This window comes from Enterobacter sp. Ag1, from assembly GCA_000277545.1.
In the GTDB taxonomy this organism is placed as follows: Bacteria; Pseudomonadota; Gammaproteobacteria; order Enterobacterales; family Enterobacteriaceae; genus Cedecea.
In genome coordinates, this window is the sequence record AKXM01000015.1 from 127,909 (window position 1) to 150,125 (window position 22,217).

The window sequence follows — 22,217 nt, forward strand, 5'->3', positions numbered from 1 at the left end:
ATCTTCCCTCTCTATATAAGGGGAAGGGGTGAGGGGAAACCCTTAAGACAGTTTCTAAAGGTTCCTTCGCGGGCCGCCCTCCACGGCAACAGGCTCGAAGAAAGTGAACCCTGGAACGTATACCTGTATACCCTACGGTGTGCGTTATAGTTATCCACGGCGAAATAAGCATAAAATGCTTAAGGGATCACGATGCAGAACGGCGCGATGAAGCCCTGGCTGGACTCTTCCTGGCTGGCGGGCGCAAACCAGTCCTACATAGAGCAGCTCTATGAAGACTTCTTAACCGATCCTGACTCTGTTGATGCGCACTGGCGCACGATGTTCCAGCAGTTACCTGGCACCGGAGCCAGACCGGATCAATTCCATTCAAAAACGCGTGATTATTTCCGTCGTCTGGCGAAGGATGCCTCACGTTACTCCACCGCAGTCACCGATCCTGACACCGATGCCAAACAGGTAAAAGTGTTGCAGCTGATCAACGCCTGGCGTTTCCGCGGCCATCAGGCTGCTAATCTCGATCCGCTCGGGCTTTGGCAGCAGGAAACGGTTGCCGATCTGGATCCGGCGTTCCATAACCTGACCGAAGAAGATTTGCAGCAGAGTTTCAACGTGGGATCGTTTGCCATCGGCAAAGAGACCATGAAGCTTGCCGACCTGATCGCTGCGCTGAAGCAAACCTACGGTGGGTCGATCGGTGCGGAATACATGCACATCACCAATACCGAAGAAAAACGCTGGATCCAGCAGCGCATCGAATCGGTAGCCGGGCGTTCAAGCTTTACTCAGGAAGAGAAAAAACGTTTCCTGAGCGAGCTGACTGCGGCGGAAGGGCTGGAGCGCTACCTGGGGGCTAAATTCCCTGGGGCGAAACGCTTCTCGCTGGAAGGCGGCGACGCGCTGGTACCGATGCTCAAAGAGATGATTCGCCACGCCGGTAAGAGCGGCACGCGCGAAGTGGTGCTGGGTATGGCACACCGCGGTCGTCTTAACGTGCTGATCAACGTGCTGGGTAAAAAACCGCAGGATCTGTTTGACGAATTTGCGGGCAAACATAAAGAACATCTCGGCACCGGCGACGTGAAGTACCACATGGGCTTCTCTTCCGATGTTGAAACCGAAGGCGGCCTGGTTCACCTGGCGCTGGCGTTTAACCCGTCTCACCTGGAAATCGTTAGCCCGGTGGTTATCGGTTCCGTGCGTGCGCGTCTGGATCGTCTGGATAAGCCAGGCAGCAACCAGGTACTGCCGATCACCATTCATGGTGATGCCGCGGTAGCCGGGCAGGGCGTGGTTCAGGAAACCCTGAACATGTCCAAAGCGCGTGGTTACGAAGTGGGCGGTACCGTGCGTATCGTGATCAACAACCAGATTGGTTTCACCACCTCTAACCCGCTGGATGCGCGCTCCACGCCATACTGTACCGACATCGGTAAGATGGTCATGGCGCCGATTTTCCACGTTAATGCGGATGACCCGGAAGCCGTAGCTTTCGTTACCCGTCTGGCGCTGGACTTCCGTAATACCTTCAAGCGTGATGTGTTTATCGACCTGGTTTGCTACCGTCGCCACGGCCATAACGAAGCTGACGAGCCAAGCGCAACGCAGCCGGTGATGTACCAGAAGATCAAAAAACATCCGACCCCGCGTAAGATCTATGCTGACAAGCTGGAGCAGGACAAACTGGCCACGCTGGAAGATGCCACCGAAATGGTGAATCTGTACCGCGATGCGCTGGATGCCGGCGAATGTGTCGTGCAAGAGTGGCGTCCGATGAACATGCACTCCTTTACCTGGTCGCCGTACCTCAACCACGAGTGGGACGAAAGCTACCCGAACAAGGTTGAGATGAAGCGCGTTCAGGAACTGGCTAAGCGCATCAGCACCGTGCCGGAAGCCGTAGAAATGCAGTCCCGCGTGGCGAAAATCTACAGCGACCGTCAGGACATGGCGAACGGCAACAAACTGTTCGACTGGGGTGCAGCGGAAAACCTGGCTTATGCAACGCTGGTAGATGAAGGCGTGTCCGTTCGTCTGTCCGGTGAAGATGCTGGCCGTGGGACCTTCTTCCACCGCCACGCCGTGATCCACAACCAAACCAACGGCTCTACCTATACGCCGCTGGCGCACGTCCACAACAGCCAGGGCATCTTCAAAGTCTGGGATTCCGTGTTGTCTGAAGAAGCGGTTCTGGCCTTTGAGTACGGCTATGCCACGGCAGAACCTCGCACCCTGACCATTTGGGAAGCGCAGTTCGGCGACTTCGCCAACGGGGCACAGGTTGTGATTGACCAGTTCATCAGCTCCGGCGAGCAGAAATGGGGCCGTATGTGTGGCCTGGTCATGCTGCTGCCACACGGCTATGAAGGCCAGGGCCCAGAGCACTCCTCCGCGCGTCTGGAGCGTTACCTCCAGCTGTGCGCCGAGCAGAACATGCAGGTTTGCGTGCCGTCGACTCCGGCACAGGTTTATCACATGCTGCGTCGTCAGGCGCTGCGCGGGATGCGCCGTCCACTGGTCGTCATGTCACCGAAGTCTCTGCTGCGCCATCCGCTGGCGGTATCCAGCCTCGACGAACTGGCCAACGGCACGTTCCAGCCGGCAATTGGTGAGATTGACGAACTGGATCCGAAAGGCGTGAAGCGCGTTGTTCTGTGTTCCGGTAAGGTGTACTACGACCTGCTTGAGCAGCGCCGTAAGAATGAGCAGAAGGATGTGGCGATTGTGCGTGTTGAGCAGCTCTATCCGTTCCCGCACCAGGCGGTACAGGAAGCGCTGAAGCCGTTCGCACACGTACACGACTTCGTCTGGTGCCAGGAAGAGCCGCTGAACCAGGGCGCCTGGTACTGCAGCCAGCACCACTTCCGCGAAGTGATTCCGTTTGGGTCCGCTCTGCGTTATGCAGGTCGCCCGGCCTCCGCCTCTCCGGCGGTAGGGTATATGTCCGTTCACCAGAAGCAACAGCAAGATCTGGTTAATGACGCGCTGAACGTCGAATAAATTAAAGGATAAATAATGAGTAGCGTAGATATTCTAGTTCCTGACCTGCCTGAGTCCGTAGCCGACGCGACAGTGGCAACCTGGCATAAAAAACCGGGCGACAGCGTCAAACGTGACGAAGTACTGGTTGAAATCGAAACTGACAAAGTGGTACTGGAAGTCCCCGCGTCTGCGGACGGCGTTCTGGATGCGGTACTGGAAGACGAAGGCACGACCGTGACCTCTCGTCAGATTCTGGGCCGTCTGCGTGAAGGCAACAGCGGCGGGAAAGAAACCTCCGCAAAAGCTGACAGCAAAGAGTCTACTCCGGCTCAGCGCCAGCAGGCTTCTCTGGAAGAGCAGAGCAATGATGCCCTCAGCCCGGCTATCCGCCGCCTGATCGCAGAGAACGACCTCGACGCCAGCGCTATTAAAGGCAGCGGCGTAGGTGGCCGTCTCACTCGTGAAGATGTTGAAAAACACCTGAGCGAAGCGAAAGCGAAACAACCTGCGCAGGCGAAAGCCGCCGAAGCCACTCAGGCGCCGGTTGCGCCACTGGCTGGCCGCAGCGAAAAACGCGTGCCGATGACCCGTCTGCGCAAGCGCGTGGCCGAACGTCTGCTGGAAGCGAAAAACTCTACCGCCATGCTCACTACGTTCAACGAAGTGAACATGAAGCCAATCATGGAACTGCGTAAGCAGTACGGTGAAGCGTTTGAAAAACGCCACGGCGTGCGTCTGGGCTTCATGTCCTTCTACATTAAAGCGGTTGTTGAAGCGCTGAAACGCTATCCGGAAGTGAATGCTTCCATCGACGGCGAAGACGTGGTTTACCACAACTACTTCGATGTCAGCATCGCGGTTTCTACCCCGCGTGGCCTGGTGACCCCAGTGCTGAAAGACGTTGATACCCTGGGCATGGCCGACATTGAAAAACGCATCAAAGAGCTGGCGGTGAAAGGCCGTGACGGCAAACTGACCGTGGAAGAGCTGACCGGCGGTAACTTCACCATCACCAACGGTGGCGTCTTCGGCTCCCTGATGTCTACGCCAATCATCAACCCACCGCAGAGCGCGATCCTGGGTATGCACGCCATCAAAGACCGCCCAATGGCGGTGGACGGTAAAGTTGAGATCCTGCCGATGATGTACCTGGCGCTCTCTTACGATCACCGTCTGATCGATGGCCGCGAGTCCGTGGGTTATCTGGTAGCCATTAAAGAGCTGCTGGAAGATCCAACTCGTCTGCTGCTGGACGTGTAGTCGAACAAGACTCTGGCGGGTGCTATGACACCCGCCCCTACAACCAAATCTAACCTTACCCCGAGCATTAATGCTCTTTATCTGGATGGATAGAACTCATGAACTTACACGAATATCAGGCGAAACAGTTGTTTGCTCGGTATGGTTTGCCGGCACCCGTCGGTTACGCCTGCACCACACCGCGTGAAGCGGAAGAAGCCGCCTCTAAAATTGGCGCGGGTCCTTGGGTGGTGAAATGTCAGGTTCATGCCGGTGGCCGCGGTAAAGCGGGCGGTGTGAAAGTGGTTAACAGCAAAGAAGACATTCGTGCTTTTGCCGAGCACTGGCTGGGCAAACGTCTGGTGACTTACCAAACGGACGCTACTGGCCAGCCTGTACACCAGATTCTGGTTGAAGCTGCAACCGACATCGACAAAGAGCTGTATCTGGGCGCGGTAGTTGACCGTAGCTCTCGCCGCGTGGTCTTCATGGCCTCCACCGAAGGCGGCGTGGAAATCGAAAAAGTAGCGGAAGAAACGCCGCACCTGATCCACAAAGTTGCGCTGGATCCGCTGGCGGGCCCAATGCCTTACCAGGGTCGTGAGCTGGCGTTCAAACTGGGTCTGGAAGGTAAACAGGTTCAGCAGTTCACCAAGATCTTTATGGGGCTGGCGACTATCTTCCTCGAGCGCGACCTGGCGCTGATCGAAATCAACCCGCTGGTGATCACTAAGCAGGGCGACCTGATCTGCCTCGACGGCAAACTGGGCGCTGACGGTAACGCGCTTTTCCGCCAGCCGGATCTGCGTGAAATGCGCGACCAGTCTCAGGAAGACCCGCGTGAAGCTCAGGCTGCACAGTGGGAACTGAACTACGTGGCGCTGGACGGCAATATCGGCTGTATGGTTAACGGTGCGGGCCTGGCAATGGGCACCATGGACATCGTTAAGCTGCACGGCGGCGAGCCGGCTAACTTCCTCGACGTGGGCGGCGGTGCGACCAAAGAGCGCGTTACCGAAGCGTTCAAAATCATCCTGTCCGACGACAAAGTCAAAGCCGTTCTGGTGAACATCTTCGGCGGTATTGTCCGCTGCGACCTGATTGCCGACGGTATCATTGGTGCGGTAGCTGAAGTGGGCGTTAACGTGCCGGTGGTGGTGCGTCTGGAAGGTAACAACGCCGAACTGGGCGCGAAAAAACTGGCAGATAGCGGCCTGAACATCATTGCAGCGAAAAGTCTGACGGACGCAGCACAGCAGGTTGTTGCTGCCGTGGAGGGGAAATAATGTCCATTTTGATCGATAAAAACACCAAGGTAATTTGCCAGGGCTTTACCGGCAGCCAGGGGACTTTCCACTCCGAACAGGCGATTGCCTACGGTACGCAAATGGTTGGCGGCGTGACGCCAGGCAAAGGCGGTACTGAACATCTGGGTCTGCCGGTATTCAATACCGTGCGTGAAGCCGTTGAAGCTACCGGCGCGACTGCTTCCGTGATTTACGTTCCAGCCCCGTTCTGCAAAGACTCCATCCTGGAAGCGATTGATGCGGGCATTAAGCTGATTATCACCATCACTGAAGGCATCCCTACGCTGGATATGCTGACCGTGAAAGTGGCGCTGGATGAAGCTGGCGTGCGCATGATCGGGCCAAACTGCCCGGGCGTTATCACCCCTGGTGAATGCAAAATCGGCATCATGCCGGGCCACATTCACCTGCCGGGCAAAGTAGGCATCGTTTCCCGTTCCGGGACGCTGACCTATGAAGCCGTTAAGCAGACAACTGACATCGGCCTCGGCCAGTCAACCTGCGTTGGTATCGGCGGTGACCCGATTCCTGGCTCCAACTTCATTGATATCCTGAAGATGTTCCAGGCAGACCCGAAAACCGAAGCCATTGTGATGATCGGTGAAATCGGCGGGAGCGCAGAAGAAGAAGCTGCGGCCTATATCAAAGAGCACGTGACCAAACCTGTTGTGGGCTACATTGCCGGCGTTACCGCGCCAAAAGGCAAGCGTATGGGCCACGCGGGCGCCATCATCGCGGGCGGGAAAGGGACGGCGGATGAGAAATTCGCTGCTCTGGAAGCCGCTGGCGTGAAAACCGTTCGCAGCCTCGCCGACATTGGCGATGCGCTGAAAGCTATTCTGCCGCAGTAAGCAGATGCCCCTGCGCAAGCGGGGGAAACAGTAATAATAAGTGTTCGACATGGTTGGCCACCCTGGGTGGCCTTTTTTTATGTTTCGGCTTTGATAACCCTGCCTCTTCTTACGTTGTATCGCGCATGCCCACGCACTTATTCTTTTCCTGAATAATTTCTCTCTGCAATATTTTCTCGATGTAACCTTATAAAAAATAATGATTTGTTAATTTAATTTATATCAAAAGTGAATTATTTGTGAATATTAAAAGGAGGGAGCCAAAACTACGGAAAAAGATGCCCGATAAATAGTGTAAAGATGACCTGGCGTGCATGGGAGAAATTTAAGCTTCAGCTTTAAATATCGGCTTTATGTTGAGAATAAGCGTCATGAAATTAACCTCAAACGAAGCGTTGGAACATATCATTAACAACAAATTCACGATTAATTCTCTATTGAAAAATAATTAACATTGCCAATGTAAATTGTTTTGGATCAATGTTTAAAGCTGGCGTTGCGGGGTATAAAGGGGCAAAATTGCTGCAGATCAAACTGGCTGAATAACGGTGTTTTAGCTATAAATTGATCGCCGTCGTAAAACGTAAAAAACATTAAGCAAAGACCTGTTTATTGTAAGGGAATTGCAGGGTAATATAATTACGGGTTATTTTTGATTTAATTAACGTGTTTGTAACCTTTCACCTTTTGATTTCACATTTGAATAAAGTGGGCGAGAAAAAGGGGGCTGGAAGCGAATGTATTTGTATTAGGGCATGCTTGTGGTGAACCTCCCGGTGAACCACAGTCGAAGTCTTCATGCGAAGAGCAAGGAGTCAAGATGTTTGATATTGTCGAACTGTCGCGCTTACAGTTTGCCTTGACCGCGATGTACCACTTCCTGTTTGTGCCGCTGACGCTAGGTATGGCGTTCTTGCTGGCCATCATGGAAACGGTCTATGTGCTGTCAGGTAAGCAGATTTATAAAGATATGACCAAATTCTGGGGCAAGTTGTTTGCAATCAACTTTGCGCTGGGGGTGGCAACCGGTTTGACCATGGAGTTCCAGTTCGGGACTAACTGGTCTTACTATTCTCACTATGTAGGGGATATCTTCGGTGCGCCGCTGGCGATCGAAGGCCTGATGGCATTCTTCCTCGAATCTACCTTTGTTGGTCTGTTCTTCTTTGGCTGGGATCGCCTCGGCAAAGTTCAACATATGGCCGTCACCTGGCTGGTGGCATTGGGCTCCAACCTCTCCGCGCTGTGGATTCTGGTCGCTAACGGCTGGATGCAAAACCCTATCGCTTCCGATTTCAACTTCGAAACCATGCGTATGGAAATGGTCAGCTTTGCCGAGCTGGTCCTGAACCCGGTTGCGCAGGTTAAATTCGTACACACCGTAGCGTCCGGCTATGTTTGTGGCGCGATGTTCGTGCTCGGTATCAGCTCCTACTACCTGCTGAAAGGCCGCGATGTCGCTTTTGCGAAGCGTTCCTTCGCGATTGCCGCGAGCTTCGGTATGGCCGCTATTCTCTCCGTTATCGTACTGGGCGATGAGTCTGGCTACGAAATGGGTGACGTGCAGAAAACCAAACTGGCCGCGATTGAAGCCGAATGGGAAACTCAGCCAGCGCCGGCGGCGTTTACCCTGTTTGGTATTCCTGACCAGGATAAACAAGAAAACCGTTTCGCCATTCAAATTCCTTACGCGTTGGGCATCATTGCTACCCGCTCGGTAGATAAGCCGGTCACGGGCCTGAAAGAGCTGATGGTGCAGCACGAAGAGCGTATCCGTAACGGGATGAAGGCTTACAGCCTGCTGGAGCAACTGCGCAGTGGTTCAACCGATCAAAGCGTGCGTGATAGCTTCAACTACGTGAAAAAAGACCTGGGCTATGGTCTGTTGCTGAAGCGCTACACGGAAAACGTCACTGACGCGACCGAAGAGCAGATTCAGAAAGCAACCAAAGACTCTATTCCTCGCGTAGCACCGCTGTACTTCGCGTTCCGCATTATGGTGGCCTGTGGCTTCCTGATGCTGTTCATTATCGCTGTGTCCTTCTGGACCGTGACCCGTAACGCCATTGGTTCGAAAAAATGGCTGCTGCGTGCCGCGCTGTACGGTATTCCACTGCCTTGGATCGCTATCGAATCCGGCTGGTTTGTCGCGGAATACGGGCGTCAGCCTTGGGCGGTGGGTGAGGTTCTGCCGACGGCAGTGGCAAACTCGTCATTGAGCGTGGGCGACCTGCTGTTCTCCATGATACTGATTTGCGGCCTTTACACGCTGTTTATGGTGGCGGAACTGTTCCTGATGTTCAAATTTGCTCGCCTTGGGCCGAGCAGTCTGAAAACAGGGCGCTATCACTTTGAGCAGTCCAACGTGGCTTCTCAGCCGGCACGCTAAGACAGGAGTCGTCAAATGATCGATTATGAAGTATTGCGTTTTATCTGGTGGCTGCTGGTCGGCGTTCTGCTGATTGGCTTTGCCGTCACCGACGGCTTCGATATGGGCGTGGGCATGCTGTCGCGCGTGATTGGCCGTACTGACGTTGAACGCCGCATCATGGTTAACTCCATCGCGCCGCACTGGGACGGGAACCAGGTTTGGCTGATCACCGCGGGCGGGGCTTTGTTTGCTGCCTGGCCAATGGTTTATGCCGCTGCCTTCTCCGGCTTCTATGTCGCGATGATTCTGGTGCTGGCTTCTTTGTTCTTCCGTCCGGTAGGGTTCGACTACCGCTCGAAGATCGAAGATACCCGCTGGCGCAACATGTGGGACTGGGGCATTTTCATTGGTAGCTTCGTGCCACCGCTGGTGATAGGTGTCGCTTTCGGCAACCTGCTGCAGGGCGTTCCGTTCCACGTTGATGACTACCTGCGCCTTTACTACACCGGTAACTTCTTCCAACTGCTAAATCCGTTTGGCCTGTTGGCAGGCGTTGTTAGCGTGTCGATGATCGTGGCCCAGGGCGCAACCTACCTGCAGATGCGTACCGTAGGTGAGTTACATCTGCGTGCTAAAGCGGCGGCTCAGATTGCTGCGCTGGTGATGATGGTTTGCTTCGCGCTGGCCGGTGTCTGGGTGATCTACGGCATTGATGGCTATGTGGTGACTTCTGCTCTGGATCATCATGCTGCATCTAACCCGCTGACCAAAGAAGTCGCGCGTCAGGCGGGTGCCTGGCTGGTGAACTTCAACAATACGCCAGCGCTGTGGTTGATTCCTGCTCTGGGTGTTGTGCTGCCGCTGCTGACCATCCTCATGTCTCGTCTGGAGAAAGGCGCTCTGGCGTTTATCTTCTCTTCGCTGACGTTGGCCTGTGTGATCCTGACGGCCGGTATCGCGATGTTCCCGTTCGTGATGCCTTCCAGCACCATGATGAACGCTAGCCTGACCATGTGGGATGCGACATCCAGCCAGCTGACGCTGAATGTGATGACCTATGTTGCCATCGTGTTCGTGCCAATCATTCTTCTCTACACCACCTGGTGTTACTGGAAAATGTTCGGTCGTATCACGAAAGAGCACATCGAAAGCAACTCCACCTCTCTGTACTAATAAGGAGCTGATTATGTGGTACTTTGCATGGATTCTGGGCACGCTTCTGGCGTGTGCATTCGGGATTATTACCGCGCTGGCCCTCGAGCACGTTGAGGCGAGCAAAGCCGGAAAAGAAGAGCACTGATGGAATACGTTATCGCGAAACTGTACGCGGTAATGGACAAGAGCCCCTTGCGGGCTCTTTCCTTAGTGATGGCGCTGGTGCTGGCTGGGTGTATTTTTTGGGACCCGTCTCGTTTTGCCGCCAAAACGAGTGAGCTGGAGATTTGGCATGGCTTCCTGCTGATGTGGGGCGTTTGTGCTGGGATCATTCACGGCGTTGGTTTCCGCCCAACCAAAGTGCTCTGGCAGGGCATTTTCTGCCCGCTGGTTGCCGATTTAGTGCTCATCGCTGGCCTGCTGTTTTTCTTCTTCTGAATGTCTGCGTACATTCCCCCGCCTGAAGCAGAAATTATGGGCTTTAACAAGCCCATAAAAATTTACTTAACGTTTAAAACAATCCATTCCAAACCCTCATTCTCTTGCGTATAGTAAGCAGCGTTTAATTGCATTACCGGGATGTAAAGTGAGTACAACGCTGTTTCGATGGCCGGTCCGTGTTTACTACGAAGACACAGACGCCGGTGGTATGGTTTACCATGCCAGTTATGTTGCTTTTTATGAAAGAGCACGCACAGAGATGCTGCGCCAGCACAACTTTAATCAACATTCCTTGTTGGCGGAGCGTGTCGCCTTTGTCGTACGCAGGATGACGGTTGATTATCTTGCGCCTGCCCGACTCGACGATTTACTCGAAATCCAAAGTGAAATTACATCGATGCGCGGCACTTCTATGGTGTTTACGCAGCGAATAGTCAACGCTGAAAATCAGTTGCTTAACCAAGCTGAAGTGCTGATTGTTTGCGTTGATCCACACCTAATGAAGCCTCGTGCGCTTCCCAAGTCTATTGTCGCGGAGTTCAAGCAGTGACTGACATGAATATCCTTGATTTGTTCCTGAAGGCAAGCCTTCTGGTCAAATTTATCATGTTGATTTTGATTGGTTTTTCCATCGCATCATGGGCAATCATCATTCAGCGAACGCGTATCCTTAATGCCGCCAGCCGTGAAGCTGAGGCGTTTGAAGACAAGTTCTGGTCCGGTATCGAACTGTCTCGCCTGTATCAGGAGAGCCAGGGCCGCCGCGACAGCTTGAGCGGTTCTGAGCAGATCTTCTATTCCGGTTTTAAAGAGTTCGCGCGACTGCATCGCGCCAATACCCATGCGCCAGAAGCTGTGGTTGAGGGGGCATCTCGTGCGATGCGTATCTCGATGAGCCGCGAGCTGGAAACGCTGGAAACCCATATTCCTTTCCTCGGCACCGTTGGTTCCATCAGCCCGTATATCGGCCTGTTTGGTACGGTGTGGGGGATCATGCATGCGTTTATCGCCCTGGGCGCGGTGAAGCAGGCGACGCTGCAGATGGTTGCGCCAGGGATTGCCGAAGCGCTGATCGCGACTGCGATTGGTCTGTTTGCTGCTATTCCGGCCGTTATGGCGTACAACCGCCTTAACCAACGCGTGAACAAACTGGAATTGAATTACGACAACTTCATGGAAGAGTTCACGGCTATCCTGCACCGTCAGGCTTTTACCAGCAGCGAAAAGCAGTAACAAGGGGTAAGTCATGGCCAGACGCGGACGTGGTCGTCGTGAGCTGAAGTCAGAAATTAACATCGTTCCATTGCTGGACGTGCTGCTGGTGCTGCTGCTGATCTTTATGGCAACAGCGCCGATCATCACCCAGAGCGTCGAGGTGGATCTGCCGGATGCGACAGATTCTCAGACCGTCAGCAGTAACGATGAACCGCCGGTCATTATTGAAGTGTCCGGGGTAGGGCAGTACAGCGTAGTGGTTGAAAAAGATCGCATGGATCAGTTGCCGTCAGAGCAGGTTGTTGCCGAAGCGCAGCGCCGTCTGCAGGCGAATCCAAAAACGGTCTTTTTGATCGGCGGCGCAAAAGATGTTCCGTATGACGAGATCATCAAGGCGCTGAATCTGTTGCATCAGGCGGGCGTGAAGTCCGTTGGTTTGATGACACAGCCAATCTGATCCATTTCGCTTAAACCGTTTGGGAACCGAGAGTGTCAAAGGCAACCGAAGAGAACGCTAAATTAAAACGGGCGATCATCGTTTCAGTGGTGCTGCATATCATTTTGATTGCCATCCTGATCTGGAGCTCGTTTGATGAGCACATTGATGCATCCGCTGGCGGTGGCGGTGGTTCTTCTATTGACGCGGTGATGGTTGACCCGGGTGCGGTAGTGGAAAACTACAATCGCCAACAGCAGCAGCAGGCAAGCAGCAAGCGCGCCGCTGAACAGCGTGAAAAACAGGCGCAGCAGCAGGCAGAAGAGCTTCAGCAAAAACAGGCGGCGGAACAAGAGCGCCTGAAAGAGCTGGAGAAGGAGCGTTTAGCCGCCCAGGAGCAGGCAAAAGCGCAGGCCGAACAGCAGAAACAGGCTGAAGCGGCAGCGAAGCAGGCTCAAGAGCAGCAAAAACAGGCCGAAGCTGCGGCCGCAGCGGCGAAGGCAAAAGCGGATGCTCAGGCGAAAGCGCAGGCTGACGCGCAGGCAAAAGCTCAGGCTGATGCCCAGGCCAAAGCTGCGGAAGAAGCCGCGAAGAAAGCGGCTGCGGATGCTCAGAAGAAAGCCACTGAAGAAGCTGCTAAGAAAGCAGCTGACGCTGAGAAAAAAGCCGCCGCTGACGCTGCTGCTGCAGCGAAAAAAGCTCAGCAGGATGCTGAGAAGAAAGCTGCAGATGCTGCCGCTAAGAAGGCTGCGCAGGATGCGGAGAAGAAAGCCGCCGCTGAAGCAGCTAAGCAGGCTGCTGCTGAAAAAGCTGAAGCTGCGAAACAGGCTGCTGCAGAAAAGGCAGCGGCAGAAAAAGCTGCCGAGAAGGCCGCTGCTGACAAGGCTGCCGCAGCGAAAGCCGCCGCAGATAAGAAAGCGGCCGCCGACGCGAAGAAAAAGGCTGCTGCTGAGAAAGCTGCTTCTGACAAGGCCGCAGCGCAGGGCGTCGACGATTTATTCGGTGATTTAAGCTCAGGTAAGAATGCACCGAAAACGGGCGGTGGGGCGAAAGGTAATGCCGCAGCTGCCGCTGGAAAAGGGAATAATAAGAACAACGGCGCTAGTGGCGCGGAGATCAACGGCTATGCTGGTCAGATAAAGGCAGCGATCGAGAGTAAGTTCTATAACGATCCTTCGTTTGCTGGTAAGACCTGTTCGCTGCGGATCAAGTTGGCACCAGACGGCCTTCTGCTTGATATCAAGCCAGAAGGCGGTGATCCAGCACTTTGTCAGGCTGCCGTTGCGGCAGCGCGTCTGGCGAAGATTCCGAAGCCGCCAAGTGAAGCTGTTTATGAAGTCTTCAAGAACGCACCGATCGACTTTAAGCCTTAACGCGGTTTTCCCCGTCACGACGGGGAAAGCACACTAAGCTGAGTTACAGGGTTTTGGTAGTTTTGTGTATTTGGGTTTGTTAACATTCTGCTAAATTATCGTGGGCTTTTCGCCCGGATAAGGGAGATATGATGAAGCAGGCATTTCGTGTAGCGTTAAGTTTCTTAATGCTGTGGGCAGCAGTGCTGCACGCAGAAGTTCGTATCGAGATCACCCAGGGCGTGGATTCTGCTCGTCCAATCGGTGTGGTTCCGTTCACCTGGGCAGGCCCTGGCGCCGCGCCTGAAGATATCGGCGGTATTGTTGCCGCTGACCTGCGTAACAGCGGTAAATTCAACCCGCTCGACAGATCTCGCCTGCCACAGCAGCCGGGTTCTGCTCAGGAAGTTCAGCCTGCTGCCTGGACCGCGCTCGGTATTGACGCCGTCGTGGTAGGTCAGGTTACGCCAAACGGCGACGGCAGTTACACCGTGGCTTACCAGCTGGTTGACACCTCTGGTGCACCGGGCACGGTGCTGGCGCAGAACTCCTATAAAGTGAACAAACAGTGGCTGCGCTATGCCGGCCATACCGCCAGCGATGAAGTGTTTGAGAAGCTGACCGGCATTAAAGGCGCATTCCGTACCCGTATTGCTTACGTTGTACAGACCAATGGCGGCCAGTTCCCGTATGAGCTTCGCGTGTCTGATTACGATGGCTACAACCAGTTTGTGGTACACCGTTCTCCGCAGCCGCTGATGTCTCCAGCCTGGTCTCCGGACGGCAGTAAACTGGCTTATGTGACCTTCGAAAGCGGCCGTTCTGCGCTGGTTGTGCAGACGCTGGCTAACGGTGCAGTACGTCAGATTGCTTCGTTCCCGCAGCACAACGGTGCACCGGCGTTCTCTCCGGACGGTTCTAAGCTGGCGTTCGCGCTGTCTAAAACCGGCAGCCTGCAGCTGTACGTGATGGACCTGGGCTCTGGCCAGATTCGTCAGGTAACTGAAGGTCGCAGCAACAACACCGAACCGACCTGGTTCCCGGACAACCAAACCCTGGCCTATACCTCTGACCAGGCGGGTCGTCCACAGATTTATAAAGTCAGTATTAGTGGCGGTGCTCCGCAGCGTCTGTCCTGGGAAGGTTCTCAGAACCAGGATGCCGATGTCAGTGCCGACGGTAAAATTATGGTGATGGTCAGCTCCGCAAGCGGTCAGCAGCACATTGCCAAACAGGATCTGGTAGCGGGTGGCGTAACAACTTTATCGTCAACGTTCCTGGATGAAACGCCAAGTCTGGCACCTAACGGCACTATGGTAATCTACAGCTCTTCTCAGGGGATGGGATCCGTGCTGAATTTGGTTTCAACAGATGGGCGTTTCAAAGCGCGTCTTCCGGCAACTGATGGACAGGTCAAATTCCCTGCCTGGTCGCCGTATCTGTGATAACAATATTGATTATTAAAGGATCAAAGAAATGCAACTGAACAAAGTGCTGAAAGGGCTGATGATTGCTCTGCCGGTTATGGCTATCGCGGCGTGTTCTTCTAACAAGAGCGCCAACAATGGTCAGAGCGGTGAAGGTATGCTGGGTGCCGGCACTGGTATGGACGCTAACGGCCACGGCAACATGTCTTCTGAAGAGCAGGCTCGTCTGCAGATGCAACAGCTGCAGCAGAACAACATCGTTTACTTCGGTCTGGACAAATACGATGTTAGCTCTGAATTCGCTGCAATGCTGGATGCACACGCTAACTTCCTGCGTAGCAACCCGTCTTACAAAGTGACCGTAGAAGGTCATGCGGATGAGCGCGGTACCCCAGAGTACAACATCGCACTGGGCGAACGTCGTGCTAACGCTGTTAAAATGTACCTGCAAGGTAAAGGCGTTTCTGCAGACCAGATCTCCATCGTTTCTTACGGTAAAGAAAAACCTGCAGTACTGGGTCATGACGAAGCGGCTTACGCTAAAAACCGTCGTGCCGTACTGGTTTACTAAGAGAATCGCATGAGCAGTAACTTCAGACATCACTTGTTGAGTCTGTCGTTACTGGTTGGCATAGCGGCCCCCTGGGCCGCTACTGCTCAGGCGCCAATCAGTAGTGTCGGCTCAGGCTCGGTCGAAGACCGTGTCACTCAACTCGAGCGTATTTCTAACGCTCACAGTCAGCTTTTGACCCAACTCCAGCAGCAACTCTCCGATAACCAGAATGATATTGATTCCCTGCGTGGTCAGATCCAGGAAAGTCAGTATCAGCTGAATCAGGTTGTGGAACGTCAAAAGCAAATTTTGCTGCAGATGGATAGCCTTAGCGGCGCTGCGGCGGGAGCAGGGCAACAGCCTGCTGCCGGTGCATCCCAGACTGCCACGCCGGACGCAGGGGCCTCTAACGCGGCGCCTGCTGCCCCAGTGCAAGGCGGTGATGCTAATAGCGATTACAACGCTGCTATCGCGCTGGTGCAGGATAAATCGCGCCAGGACGATGCTATCAATGCGTTTCAGTCCTTTGTGAAGAAGTATCCGGATTCAACTTATCTGCCTAACGCCAATTACTGGCTGGGTCAGTTGAATTACAACAAAGGCAAAAAGGACGATGCGGCGTTTTATTTTGCCTCCGTGGTGAAAAACTACCCGAAATCCCCTAAAGCGCCGGACGCCATGTTTAAGGTTGGCGTGATCATGCAGGACAAAGGCGACGCTGCAAAAGCGAAAGCCGTCTACCAGCAGGTCGTTAAACAGTATCCCAATACTGACGGTGCAAAGCAGGCTCAAAAACGTCTGAATGCGCAATAATGCGTGCGGCCTGACCAGATATCGTCGCTTTTCTGGTCTTGCCGTGCGAAACATAAGCAGTTGAGCGATCTGCGTCAAAATTATTGTTGCGTCAAAATCTTAAATCAGTAATATATGCCGCCGTTGCCAAGGGATACTAAACAAACCCAAAGTGACGCAAAAGTGGGTCGTTAGCTCAGTTGGTAGAGCAGTTGACTTTTAATCAATTGGTCGCAGGTTCGAATCCTGCACGACCCACCACTTTAAAGTAGTAAGCAGTAGCAAGGCGTGAAGGGTTCGAACCTGCAGCAGGTTTGAGTTGAGCGAAAGCGAAACAACGTTGTGATAACAACGGCCCGAAGGGTGATAGTCATCCTGCACGACCCACCACTTTAAAGTAGTAAGCAGTAAAGAAGTTTGCAGCAAGCCGCACAGCGGGTCGTTAGCTCAGTTGGTAGAGCAGTTGACTTTTAATCAATTGGTCGCAGGTTCGAATCCTGCACGACCCACCACTTTAAAGTAGTAAACAGTAAAGAAGTTAGTAGTAACCGCATACAGCGGGTCGTTAGCTCAGTTGGTAGAGCAGTTGACTTTTAATCAATTGGTCGCAGGTTCGAATCCTGCACGACCCACCAGTGTAGAAAGGCGCCCTAAAGGCGCCTTTTTGCTATTCTGAATTCGGGCAGGGTTCGAGCCTGCAGCAGGTTCGACAAAATCGCTTTTTGATTTTGCCCGTCGCTTGCGACGACCCGCAGGGTGAAATCATCCTGCACGACCCACCAGTGTAGAAAGGCGCCCTAAAGGCGCCTTTCTGCTATCTGCGATTTGAAAACCCTGTTATTCCCGACACTCATTCCCCACTGCTCTGTTTCTCTCTGCGCATCGAGCAATAACCCACGACATTTCTACTAAATTTCGCTATCTTGTTTAGCATATAAAACAATGATTGCCAAAGATGGCGTAAATTACGCTTGATTTGGCCTGTAATGTTAAGTCAGTAAAACGAGATTGCATGATGAGCGTAATGTTTGACCCGGAAACTGCGATTTATCCCTTCCCACCGAAACCCACGTCTTTGAGCAGGGATGAAAAACAATTTTATCGTGAAAAAATCAAGCGCCTGCTTAAAGAGCGGGATGCGGTGATGGTGGCACACTACTACACCGACCCGGAAATCCAGTCTCTTGCGGAAGAGACCGGCGGGTGTATTTCTGACTCGCTCGAGATGGCTCGCTTCGGCGCTACCCACCCGGCGTCCACGTTACTGGTCGCAGGGGTTCGTTTCATGGGCGAAACGGCGAAAATCCTTAGCCCCGAAAAAACCATTTTAATGCCTACCCTCAATGCCGAGTGCTCACTGGATCTCGGCTGCCCGATCGAGGCGTTCAACGCTTTCTGCGACCAGCACCCGGATCGCACGGTGGTCGTCTATGCTAATACCTCTGCGGCGGTAAAAGCCCGGGCGGACTGGGTCGTGACGTCCAGTATTGCGGTAGAACTGATTGAACATCTCGACAGCCTGGGTGAGAAAATCATTTGGGCACCGGATCGCCACCTTGGCAGCTACGTGCAAAAGCAGACCGGTGCCGATGTGCTGTGCTGGCAGGGTGCCTGCATCGTTCACGATGAATTTAAAACTCAGGCGCTGGCGCGGATGAAGGCGCTGTACCCGAATGCAGCGGTGCTGGTTCATCCTGAATCACCGCAGGCCGTGGTGGATATGGCCGATGCTGTAGGCTCGACCAGCCAACTGATCAATGCGGCTAAAACTCTGCCTCACCAGCAGCTTATTGTGGCTACAGATCGCGGGATATTTTATAAAATGCAGCAGGCGTGTCCGGACAAAGAGCTACTGGAGGCGCCAACCGCAGGAGAAGGGGCAACCTGCCGCAGCTGTGCACATTGCCCGTGGATGGCAATGAACGGGCTTAAAGCGATTGCTGAGGGGCTGGAGCAGGGCGGGGCCGCACACACGATTGAAGTGGATGCGGCGCTGCGTGAAGGCGCGCTGGTTCCACTTAATCGCATGCTAGACTTTGCGGCAGAATTGCGTCGAAAGATTAAAGGCAACGCGTAACAGTATTACGCTCTGGGGAGTTCATGGATTTTTTTAGCACGCAGAACATTCTCGTCCACATCCCCATTGGGGGGGGCGGGTATGACTTATCATGGATTGAAGCCGTGGGAACGCTGGCGGGATTGCTATGTATCTGGCTTGCCAGCCTGGAGAAGATAGGCAACTATGCCTTCGGGTTAATTAACGTCACGCTGTTTGCCATCATTTTCTTTCAGATTCAGCTCTACGCCAGCCTTCTTTTGCAGCTGTTCTTTTTTGTGGCGAACATTTACGGCTGGTACGCCTGGTCGCGGCAAAGCAGTAACCATCAATCCCTGCTGCAAATTCGCTGGCTACCTTTGCCTAAGGCAATTGCATGGCTGGTGATTATCGTCGCAGCGATTGGGTTGATGACGCTGTTTATCGATCCGGTCTTTGCCTTCCTGACCCGGGTTGCGGTGTCTGTGATGCAGAGTCTGGGGCTGAACGTCACCTTGCCGGAACTACAGCCAGACGCCTATCCGTTCTGGGACTCGTGCATGATGGTGCTGTCGATTGTGGCGATGATTCTTATGACCCGGAAATACGTGGAAAACTGGCTGCTGTGGACGGTCATTAACGTCATCAGCGTGGTTATCTTTGCCCTGCAGGGCGTTTACGCGATGTCGCTGGAATACCTCATTCTGACGTTCATTGCGCTGAATGGCAGCCGGATGTGGATTAACAGCGCGCGGCAGTCCGGCTCGCGCGCCTTCTCCTGATCAATGGTGATGATGGGCATGACCAGCGCTGTGGTCATGCTCATTCAGGTCGCAGTCCGGGCCGTGACAAACCTGATACTCCATCTGTACCGTGGCATGCTCTATCTGATACTCGTGCTCGAGGAAGTGATGTATGCGCGCCAGCAAAGCATCATGATCGTGGGGCGGTACAACCTGAACATGCAGCGTCATCAGCGGTTTTTCACCTACCAGCCAGATATGGACGTGATGCACGTTACGCACTTCTGGTATCGAGCGGGAAAGATTGCGCTTCAGGGCTGCAATGTCGATGGCGCCCGGCGCACCTTCTAATAGCTCATTGACGCTCTCTTTCAACAAACTCCAGGCGCTGCGTAGCACCAGGCAGGACACCAGCACCGACAGGATTGGGTCAATCGGCGTCCAGCCGGTCCAGAGGATCACCACCGCGGCCACAATTGCCCCCACTGAACCCAGCAAATCACCCAGAACATGCAGCGCTGCCGCACGGACGTTGAGGTTTTTCTCTCCGCTGCCGCTGTGCAGGATCCAGAAAGAGACCAGGTTCGCCAGCAGCCCGGCGATCGCAATAGTCAGCATTGCCCAGCCTGCAATAGGTTGAGGATTTGAGAAGCGCTGAATCGCTTCCCAGACGATAAGTATGGTGATAACCACCAAAGCGATAGCGTTTACAAAAGCGGCAAGCGTCGTCAGGCGCAGCCAGCCAAAGGTATGCCGGGCGTTGGGCGGCCGACGAGCAAAATGCACGGCCAACAAAGCAAACAGCAGCGCTGCTGCGTCGGTGAGCATATGGCCGGCATCGGCCAGCAGAGCCAGCGAGCCGGAAAGCAGGCCGCCGATAACTTCGGCAACCATAAAAATTGCCGTGATGAGAAAGGCAAACAGCAGGCGTTTTACGTTGCTATCAGCAGAGGTATTTTGGTGTGAATGCGCCATGATCTCTCGCAAAAAATTAATCCCGGTGGGCTAATTATAACCGCTCCATGGTTTCAACTGGTTGAAAGAGGCTGAAAAATCCTGCGAGTCAAAAATGGGAATGGGACCTTAATTTTCAAAATAGCATTCAATATTGAAAATTTAACATCCTTCAGTGGTAAACATTGAAAAATGGCGTTAATCCATCGATTCTCATTCTGTTTTCACTGTTTTTTTCGAGTTTTCAGGATTAATTTATTAGAAGTGTAAAAGCCCGTTTACACTTGTGGTTATGCGAGTTAGATTGAAAGGATTGCAACGAAGAAAAATATCAGGATGACCCCGGAAATATCATGAATTATCAGAACGACGACTTAAGAATTAAAGAGATCAACGAGCTTCTCCCCCCTGTAGCGCTGTTGGAAAAATTCCCCGCCACTGAAAAAGCCGCCCACACTGTCTCTCAGGCGCGTAAAGCGATCCATAAAATCCTTAAAGGCAGCGACGATCGCCTGCTGGTGGTGATCGGGCCTTGCTCCATCCACGACACCAAAGCCGCCAAAGAGTACGGCGCGCGCCTGCTGGCATTGCGTGAAGAGCTTCAGGGCGAACTGGAAGTGGTGATGCGCGTATATTTCGAAAAGCCGCGCACCACCGTGGGCTGGAAAGGTCTGATTAACGATCCGCACATGGACAGCAGCTACCAGATTAACGACGGTCTGCGTATTGCGCGTAAACTGCTGCTGGATATCAACGATTCCGGCCTGCCAGCGGCGGGGGAATTCCTCGATATGATCACGCCTCAGTATCTGGCGGATCTGATGAGCTGGGGCGCTATCGGCGCGCGTACCACTGAATCACAGGTACACCGCGAACTGGCTTCCGGCCTCTCTTGCCCGGTTGGCTTTAAAAACGGCACCGACGGCACGATCAAAGTTGCGATTGATGCCATCAACGCCGCTGGAGCACCGCACTGCTTCCTGTCCGTAACAAAGTGGGGCCATTCCGCTATCGTCAACACTAGCGGGAACGGTGACTGCCACATTATTCTGCGTGGCGGCAAAGAGCCTAACTACAGCGCGAAGCATGTGGAAGAGGTCAAAGCTGGTCTGGTTAAAGCGGGGCTTGAGCCACAGGTGATGATCGATTTCAGCCACGCCAACAGCAGCAAACAGTTTAAAAAGCAGATGGATGTTTCTGCCGACGTTTGCGGCCAAATTGCCGGCGGCGAAAAGGCTATCATCGGCGTGATGATTGAAAGCCATCTGGTAGAAGGCAACCAAAGCCTGGAGAGCGGCGAGCCGCTGGTCTACGGCAAAAGCGTTACCGACGCCTGCATTGGCTGGGATGATACAGAAGTGGCGCTGCGTCAGCTTGCTGCTGCGGTAAAAGCTCGTCGCGGCTAATGGCCTGATTTGAGCAATAAAAAAGGCGTGGTGCTTACCACGCCTTTTTTCATGGGCGGAGAATTACTTCGCTTTGCCCTGGTTGGCTACTGCGGCTGCTTTCGCTGCGATTTCGTCAGCGTTGCCCAGGTAGTAACGTTTCAGCGGTTTGAAGTTCTCATCGAACTCATAAACCAGCGGCACGCCGGTAGGGATGTTCAGCTCGAGGATCTCATCTTCGCTCAGGTTATCCAGGTATTTAACCAGTGCGCGCAGGGAGTTACCGTGAGCCGCAACGATAACGCGCTCGCCGGATTTCATGCGTGGCAGAATAGACTCATTCCAGAAAGGCGTTACGCGGTCGATGGTCAGCGCCAGGCTTTCGGTAGTTGGCAGTTCGCTGTCGGTCAGTTTAGCGTAACGTGGATCGTGGCCAGGGAAGCGCTCGTCGTCTTTAGACAGCTCTGGTGGGGTGATCGCGAAGCCGCGACGCCACTGTTTAACCTGCTCGTCACCGTATTTTTCAGCGGTTTCCGCTTTGTTCAGACCCTGCAGGGCGCCGTAGTGACGCTCGTTCAGTTTCCAGGATTTCTCGACCGGCAGCCAGGCCTGGTCCAGTTCATCGAGGATGTTCCACAGAGTGTGGATGGCACGTTTCAGCACAGAGGTGTAAGCGAAGTCGAAAGTGAAGCCTTCATCCTTCAGAAGCTTACCGGCAGCCTTAGCTTCGGTACGACCTTTATCAGACAGATCAACATCATACCAACCAGTGAAGCGGTTTTCGTTGTTCCACTGGCTTTCGCCGTGACGAACCAGTACCAGCTTAGTAACAGCCATGATTTACTCCTTAATGAGCCTGGGATTAATGATAACAATTATCATTATATTGCCGCGCCATAAGCCACGGCAATGATAAACGTTTAACATAGCGAAAAAGCGCGTGGAGTGTAAGGTGGTTGTAAAAGGTTGTTATATTTTT

The 22,217-nt window shown here is 53.6% G+C and carries 20 protein-coding genes, 3 tRNA genes and 1 other RNA gene; 22 read left to right on the forward strand and 2 right to left on the reverse strand.

The window, feature by feature from the left end:
* Window positions 1–192: 192 nt before the first annotated feature.
* The 21 genes from sucA to pnuC all read left to right on the forward strand — a co-directional run bounded on the left by sucA (window position 193) and on the right by pnuC (window position 18,938).
* Window positions 193–3,000, forward strand: a complete 2,808-nt coding sequence (gene sucA / locus A936_RS07280; protein ID WP_008456144.1) for a 2-oxoglutarate dehydrogenase E1 component — start codon at window positions 193–195, stop codon at window positions 2,998–3,000.
* A 15-nt stretch (window positions 3,001–3,015) separates the two neighbouring features.
* A complete protein-coding gene (odhB, locus tag A936_RS07285; protein WP_008456145.1) occupies window positions 3,016–4,242 on the forward strand; it encodes a 2-oxoglutarate dehydrogenase complex dihydrolipoyllysine-residue succinyltransferase in 1,227 nt (408 codons plus the stop codon).
* 98 nt (window positions 4,243–4,340) lie between these two features.
* The gene (sucC, locus tag A936_RS07290; RefSeq protein WP_008456146.1) at window positions 4,341–5,507 is read left to right on the forward strand and encodes an ADP-forming succinate--CoA ligase subunit beta; all 1,167 of its coding nucleotides are present in this window, start codon (window positions 4,341–4,343) and stop codon (window positions 5,505–5,507) included.
* A complete protein-coding gene (sucD, locus tag A936_RS07295) occupies window positions 5,507–6,379 on the forward strand; it encodes a succinate--CoA ligase subunit alpha (protein WP_008456147.1) in 873 nt (290 codons plus the stop codon). The genes sucC and sucD overlap by 1 nt, the downstream gene beginning before the upstream one ends.
* Window positions 6,380–7,199: 820 nt before the next feature.
* Complete coding sequence (gene cydA / locus A936_RS07300) at window positions 7,200–8,768, forward strand: cytochrome ubiquinol oxidase subunit I (RefSeq protein ID WP_008456148.1); 1,569 nt, start codon at window positions 7,200–7,202, stop codon at window positions 8,766–8,768.
* A 15-nt stretch (window positions 8,769–8,783) separates the two neighbouring features.
* Entirely contained in the window at window positions 8,784–9,923 is a 1,140-nt protein-coding gene (gene cydB, locus A936_RS07305) for a cytochrome d ubiquinol oxidase subunit II (RefSeq protein ID WP_008456151.1), read from the forward strand.
* 13 nt (window positions 9,924–9,936) lie between these two features.
* Entirely contained in the window at window positions 9,937–10,050 is a 114-nt protein-coding gene (cydX, locus tag A936_RS22650; RefSeq protein WP_008456153.1) for a cytochrome bd-I oxidase subunit CydX, read from the forward strand.
* The gene (ybgE, locus tag A936_RS07310; protein WP_008456154.1) at window positions 10,050–10,343 is read left to right on the forward strand and encodes a cyd operon protein YbgE; all 294 of its coding nucleotides are present in this window, start codon (window positions 10,050–10,052) and stop codon (window positions 10,341–10,343) included. The genes cydX and ybgE overlap by 1 nt, the downstream gene beginning before the upstream one ends.
* A 148-nt stretch (window positions 10,344–10,491) precedes the next feature.
* Window positions 10,492–10,896 carry a tol-pal system-associated acyl-CoA thioesterase gene (gene ybgC, locus A936_RS07315; RefSeq protein WP_008456156.1) on the forward strand — a complete coding sequence of 135 codons (405 nt, stop codon included), beginning with the start codon at window positions 10,492–10,494 and terminating at the stop codon, window positions 10,894–10,896.
* Window positions 10,893–11,579, forward strand: a complete 687-nt coding sequence (gene tolQ / locus A936_RS07320; protein ID WP_008456164.1) for a Tol-Pal system protein TolQ — start codon at window positions 10,893–10,895, stop codon at window positions 11,577–11,579. Before ybgC ends, tolQ begins: the two co-directional genes overlap by 4 nt.
* A 13-nt stretch (window positions 11,580–11,592) precedes the next feature.
* Complete coding sequence (gene tolR / locus A936_RS07325; protein ID WP_008456166.1) at window positions 11,593–12,018, forward strand: colicin uptake protein TolR; 426 nt, start codon at window positions 11,593–11,595, stop codon at window positions 12,016–12,018.
* Window positions 12,019–12,050: 32 nt separating this feature from the next.
* The gene (gene tolA / locus A936_RS07330) at window positions 12,051–13,370 is read left to right on the forward strand and encodes a cell envelope integrity protein TolA (protein ID WP_008456169.1); all 1,320 of its coding nucleotides are present in this window, start codon (window positions 12,051–12,053) and stop codon (window positions 13,368–13,370) included.
* A gap of 131 nt (window positions 13,371–13,501) precedes the next feature.
* Window positions 13,502–14,794: a Tol-Pal system beta propeller repeat protein TolB gene (gene tolB / locus A936_RS07335; RefSeq protein WP_008456170.1), complete on the forward strand. Its 1,293-nt coding sequence runs from the start codon at window positions 13,502–13,504 to the stop codon at window positions 14,792–14,794.
* Between the two features lie 31 nt (window positions 14,795–14,825).
* Window positions 14,826–15,347, forward strand: a complete 522-nt coding sequence (gene pal / locus A936_RS07340) for a peptidoglycan-associated lipoprotein Pal (protein WP_008456172.1) — start codon at window positions 14,826–14,828, stop codon at window positions 15,345–15,347.
* A 9-nt stretch (window positions 15,348–15,356) separates the two neighbouring features.
* Window positions 15,357–16,142 (forward strand): cell division protein CpoB, encoded by a 786-nt coding sequence (gene cpoB, locus A936_RS07345; protein WP_008456174.1) that lies wholly within the window; start codon window positions 15,357–15,359, stop codon window positions 16,140–16,142.
* Window positions 16,143–16,306: 164 nt separating this feature from the next.
* Window positions 16,307–16,382 (forward strand) — tRNA-Lys (locus A936_RS07350).
* Between the two features lie 13 nt (window positions 16,383–16,395).
* A non-coding RNA gene (locus A936_RS22655) (RtT sRNA) lies at window positions 16,396–16,511 on the forward strand.
* Between the two features lie 46 nt (window positions 16,512–16,557).
* Window positions 16,558–16,633: transfer RNA gene (locus A936_RS07355), tRNA-Lys, on the forward strand.
* Between the two features lie 47 nt (window positions 16,634–16,680).
* A tRNA-Lys gene (locus tag A936_RS07360) sits at window positions 16,681–16,756 on the forward strand.
* A 380-nt stretch (window positions 16,757–17,136) separates the two neighbouring features.
* Window positions 17,137–18,198 (forward strand): quinolinate synthase NadA, encoded by a 1,062-nt coding sequence (gene nadA / locus A936_RS07365; RefSeq protein WP_008456177.1) that lies wholly within the window; start codon window positions 17,137–17,139, stop codon window positions 18,196–18,198.
* 23 nt (window positions 18,199–18,221) lie between these two features.
* The gene (gene pnuC / locus A936_RS07370) at window positions 18,222–18,938 is read left to right on the forward strand and encodes a nicotinamide riboside transporter PnuC (protein ID WP_008456179.1); all 717 of its coding nucleotides are present in this window, start codon (window positions 18,222–18,224) and stop codon (window positions 18,936–18,938) included.
* On the opposite strand, the gene zitB is transcribed toward pnuC, so the two are convergent.
* Entirely contained in the window at window positions 18,939–19,874 is a 936-nt protein-coding gene (gene zitB / locus A936_RS07375) for a CDF family zinc transporter ZitB (RefSeq protein WP_008456181.1), read from the reverse strand.
* Window positions 19,875–20,206: 332 nt separating this feature from the next.
* Here zitB and aroG point away from each other — a divergent pair, with 332 nt between their 5' ends.
* Window positions 20,207–21,259: a 3-deoxy-7-phosphoheptulonate synthase AroG gene (gene aroG, locus A936_RS07380; protein ID WP_008456184.1), complete on the forward strand. Its 1,053-nt coding sequence runs from the start codon at window positions 20,207–20,209 to the stop codon at window positions 21,257–21,259.
* 63 nt (window positions 21,260–21,322) lie between these two features.
* Here the strand turns inward: aroG and gpmA are convergent, their stop codons facing one another.
* The gene (gene gpmA, locus A936_RS07385; RefSeq protein WP_008456186.1) at window positions 21,323–22,075 is read right to left on the reverse strand and encodes a 2,3-diphosphoglycerate-dependent phosphoglycerate mutase; all 753 of its coding nucleotides are present in this window, start codon (window positions 22,073–22,075) and stop codon (window positions 21,323–21,325) included.
* Window positions 22,076–22,217 lie beyond the last annotated feature (142 nt).

Excerpts from the sequence above, each read along its gene's own strand:
- sucA (WP_008456144.1), top strand. The coding sequence starts at position 193 with ATGCAGAACGGCGCGATGAAGCCCTGGCTGGACTCTTCCTGGCTGGCG.
- odhB (WP_008456145.1), top strand. The coding sequence starts at position 3,016 with ATGAGTAGCGTAGATATTCTAGTTCCTGACCTGCCTGAGTCCGTAGCC.
- sucC (WP_008456146.1), top strand. The coding sequence starts at position 4,341 with ATGAACTTACACGAATATCAGGCGAAACAGTTGTTTGCTCGGTATGGT.
- sucD (WP_008456147.1), top strand. The coding sequence starts at position 5,507 with ATGTCCATTTTGATCGATAAAAACACCAAGGTAATTTGCCAGGGCTTT.
- cydA (WP_008456148.1), top strand. The coding sequence starts at position 7,200 with ATGTTTGATATTGTCGAACTGTCGCGCTTACAGTTTGCCTTGACCGCG.
- cydB (WP_008456151.1), top strand. The coding sequence starts at position 8,784 with ATGATCGATTATGAAGTATTGCGTTTTATCTGGTGGCTGCTGGTCGGC.
- cydX (WP_008456153.1), top strand. The coding sequence starts at position 9,937 with ATGTGGTACTTTGCATGGATTCTGGGCACGCTTCTGGCGTGTGCATTC.
- ybgE (WP_008456154.1), top strand. The coding sequence starts at position 10,050 with ATGGAATACGTTATCGCGAAACTGTACGCGGTAATGGACAAGAGCCCC.
- tolR (WP_008456166.1), top strand. The coding sequence starts at position 11,593 with ATGGCCAGACGCGGACGTGGTCGTCGTGAGCTGAAGTCAGAAATTAAC.
- tolB (WP_008456170.1), top strand. The coding sequence starts at position 13,502 with ATGAAGCAGGCATTTCGTGTAGCGTTAAGTTTCTTAATGCTGTGGGCA.
- pal (WP_008456172.1), top strand. The coding sequence starts at position 14,826 with ATGCAACTGAACAAAGTGCTGAAAGGGCTGATGATTGCTCTGCCGGTT.
- cpoB (WP_008456174.1), top strand. The coding sequence starts at position 15,357 with ATGAGCAGTAACTTCAGACATCACTTGTTGAGTCTGTCGTTACTGGTT.
- nadA (WP_008456177.1), top strand. The coding sequence starts at position 17,137 with ATGAGCGTAATGTTTGACCCGGAAACTGCGATTTATCCCTTCCCACCG.
- pnuC (WP_008456179.1), top strand. The coding sequence starts at position 18,222 with ATGGATTTTTTTAGCACGCAGAACATTCTCGTCCACATCCCCATTGGG.
- zitB (WP_008456181.1), bottom strand. The coding sequence starts at position 19,874 with ATGGCGCATTCACACCAAAATACCTCTGCTGATAGCAACGTAAAACGC.
- aroG (WP_008456184.1), top strand. The coding sequence starts at position 20,207 with ATGAATTATCAGAACGACGACTTAAGAATTAAAGAGATCAACGAGCTT.
- gpmA (WP_008456186.1), bottom strand. The coding sequence starts at position 22,075 with ATGGCTGTTACTAAGCTGGTACTGGTTCGTCACGGCGAAAGCCAGTGG.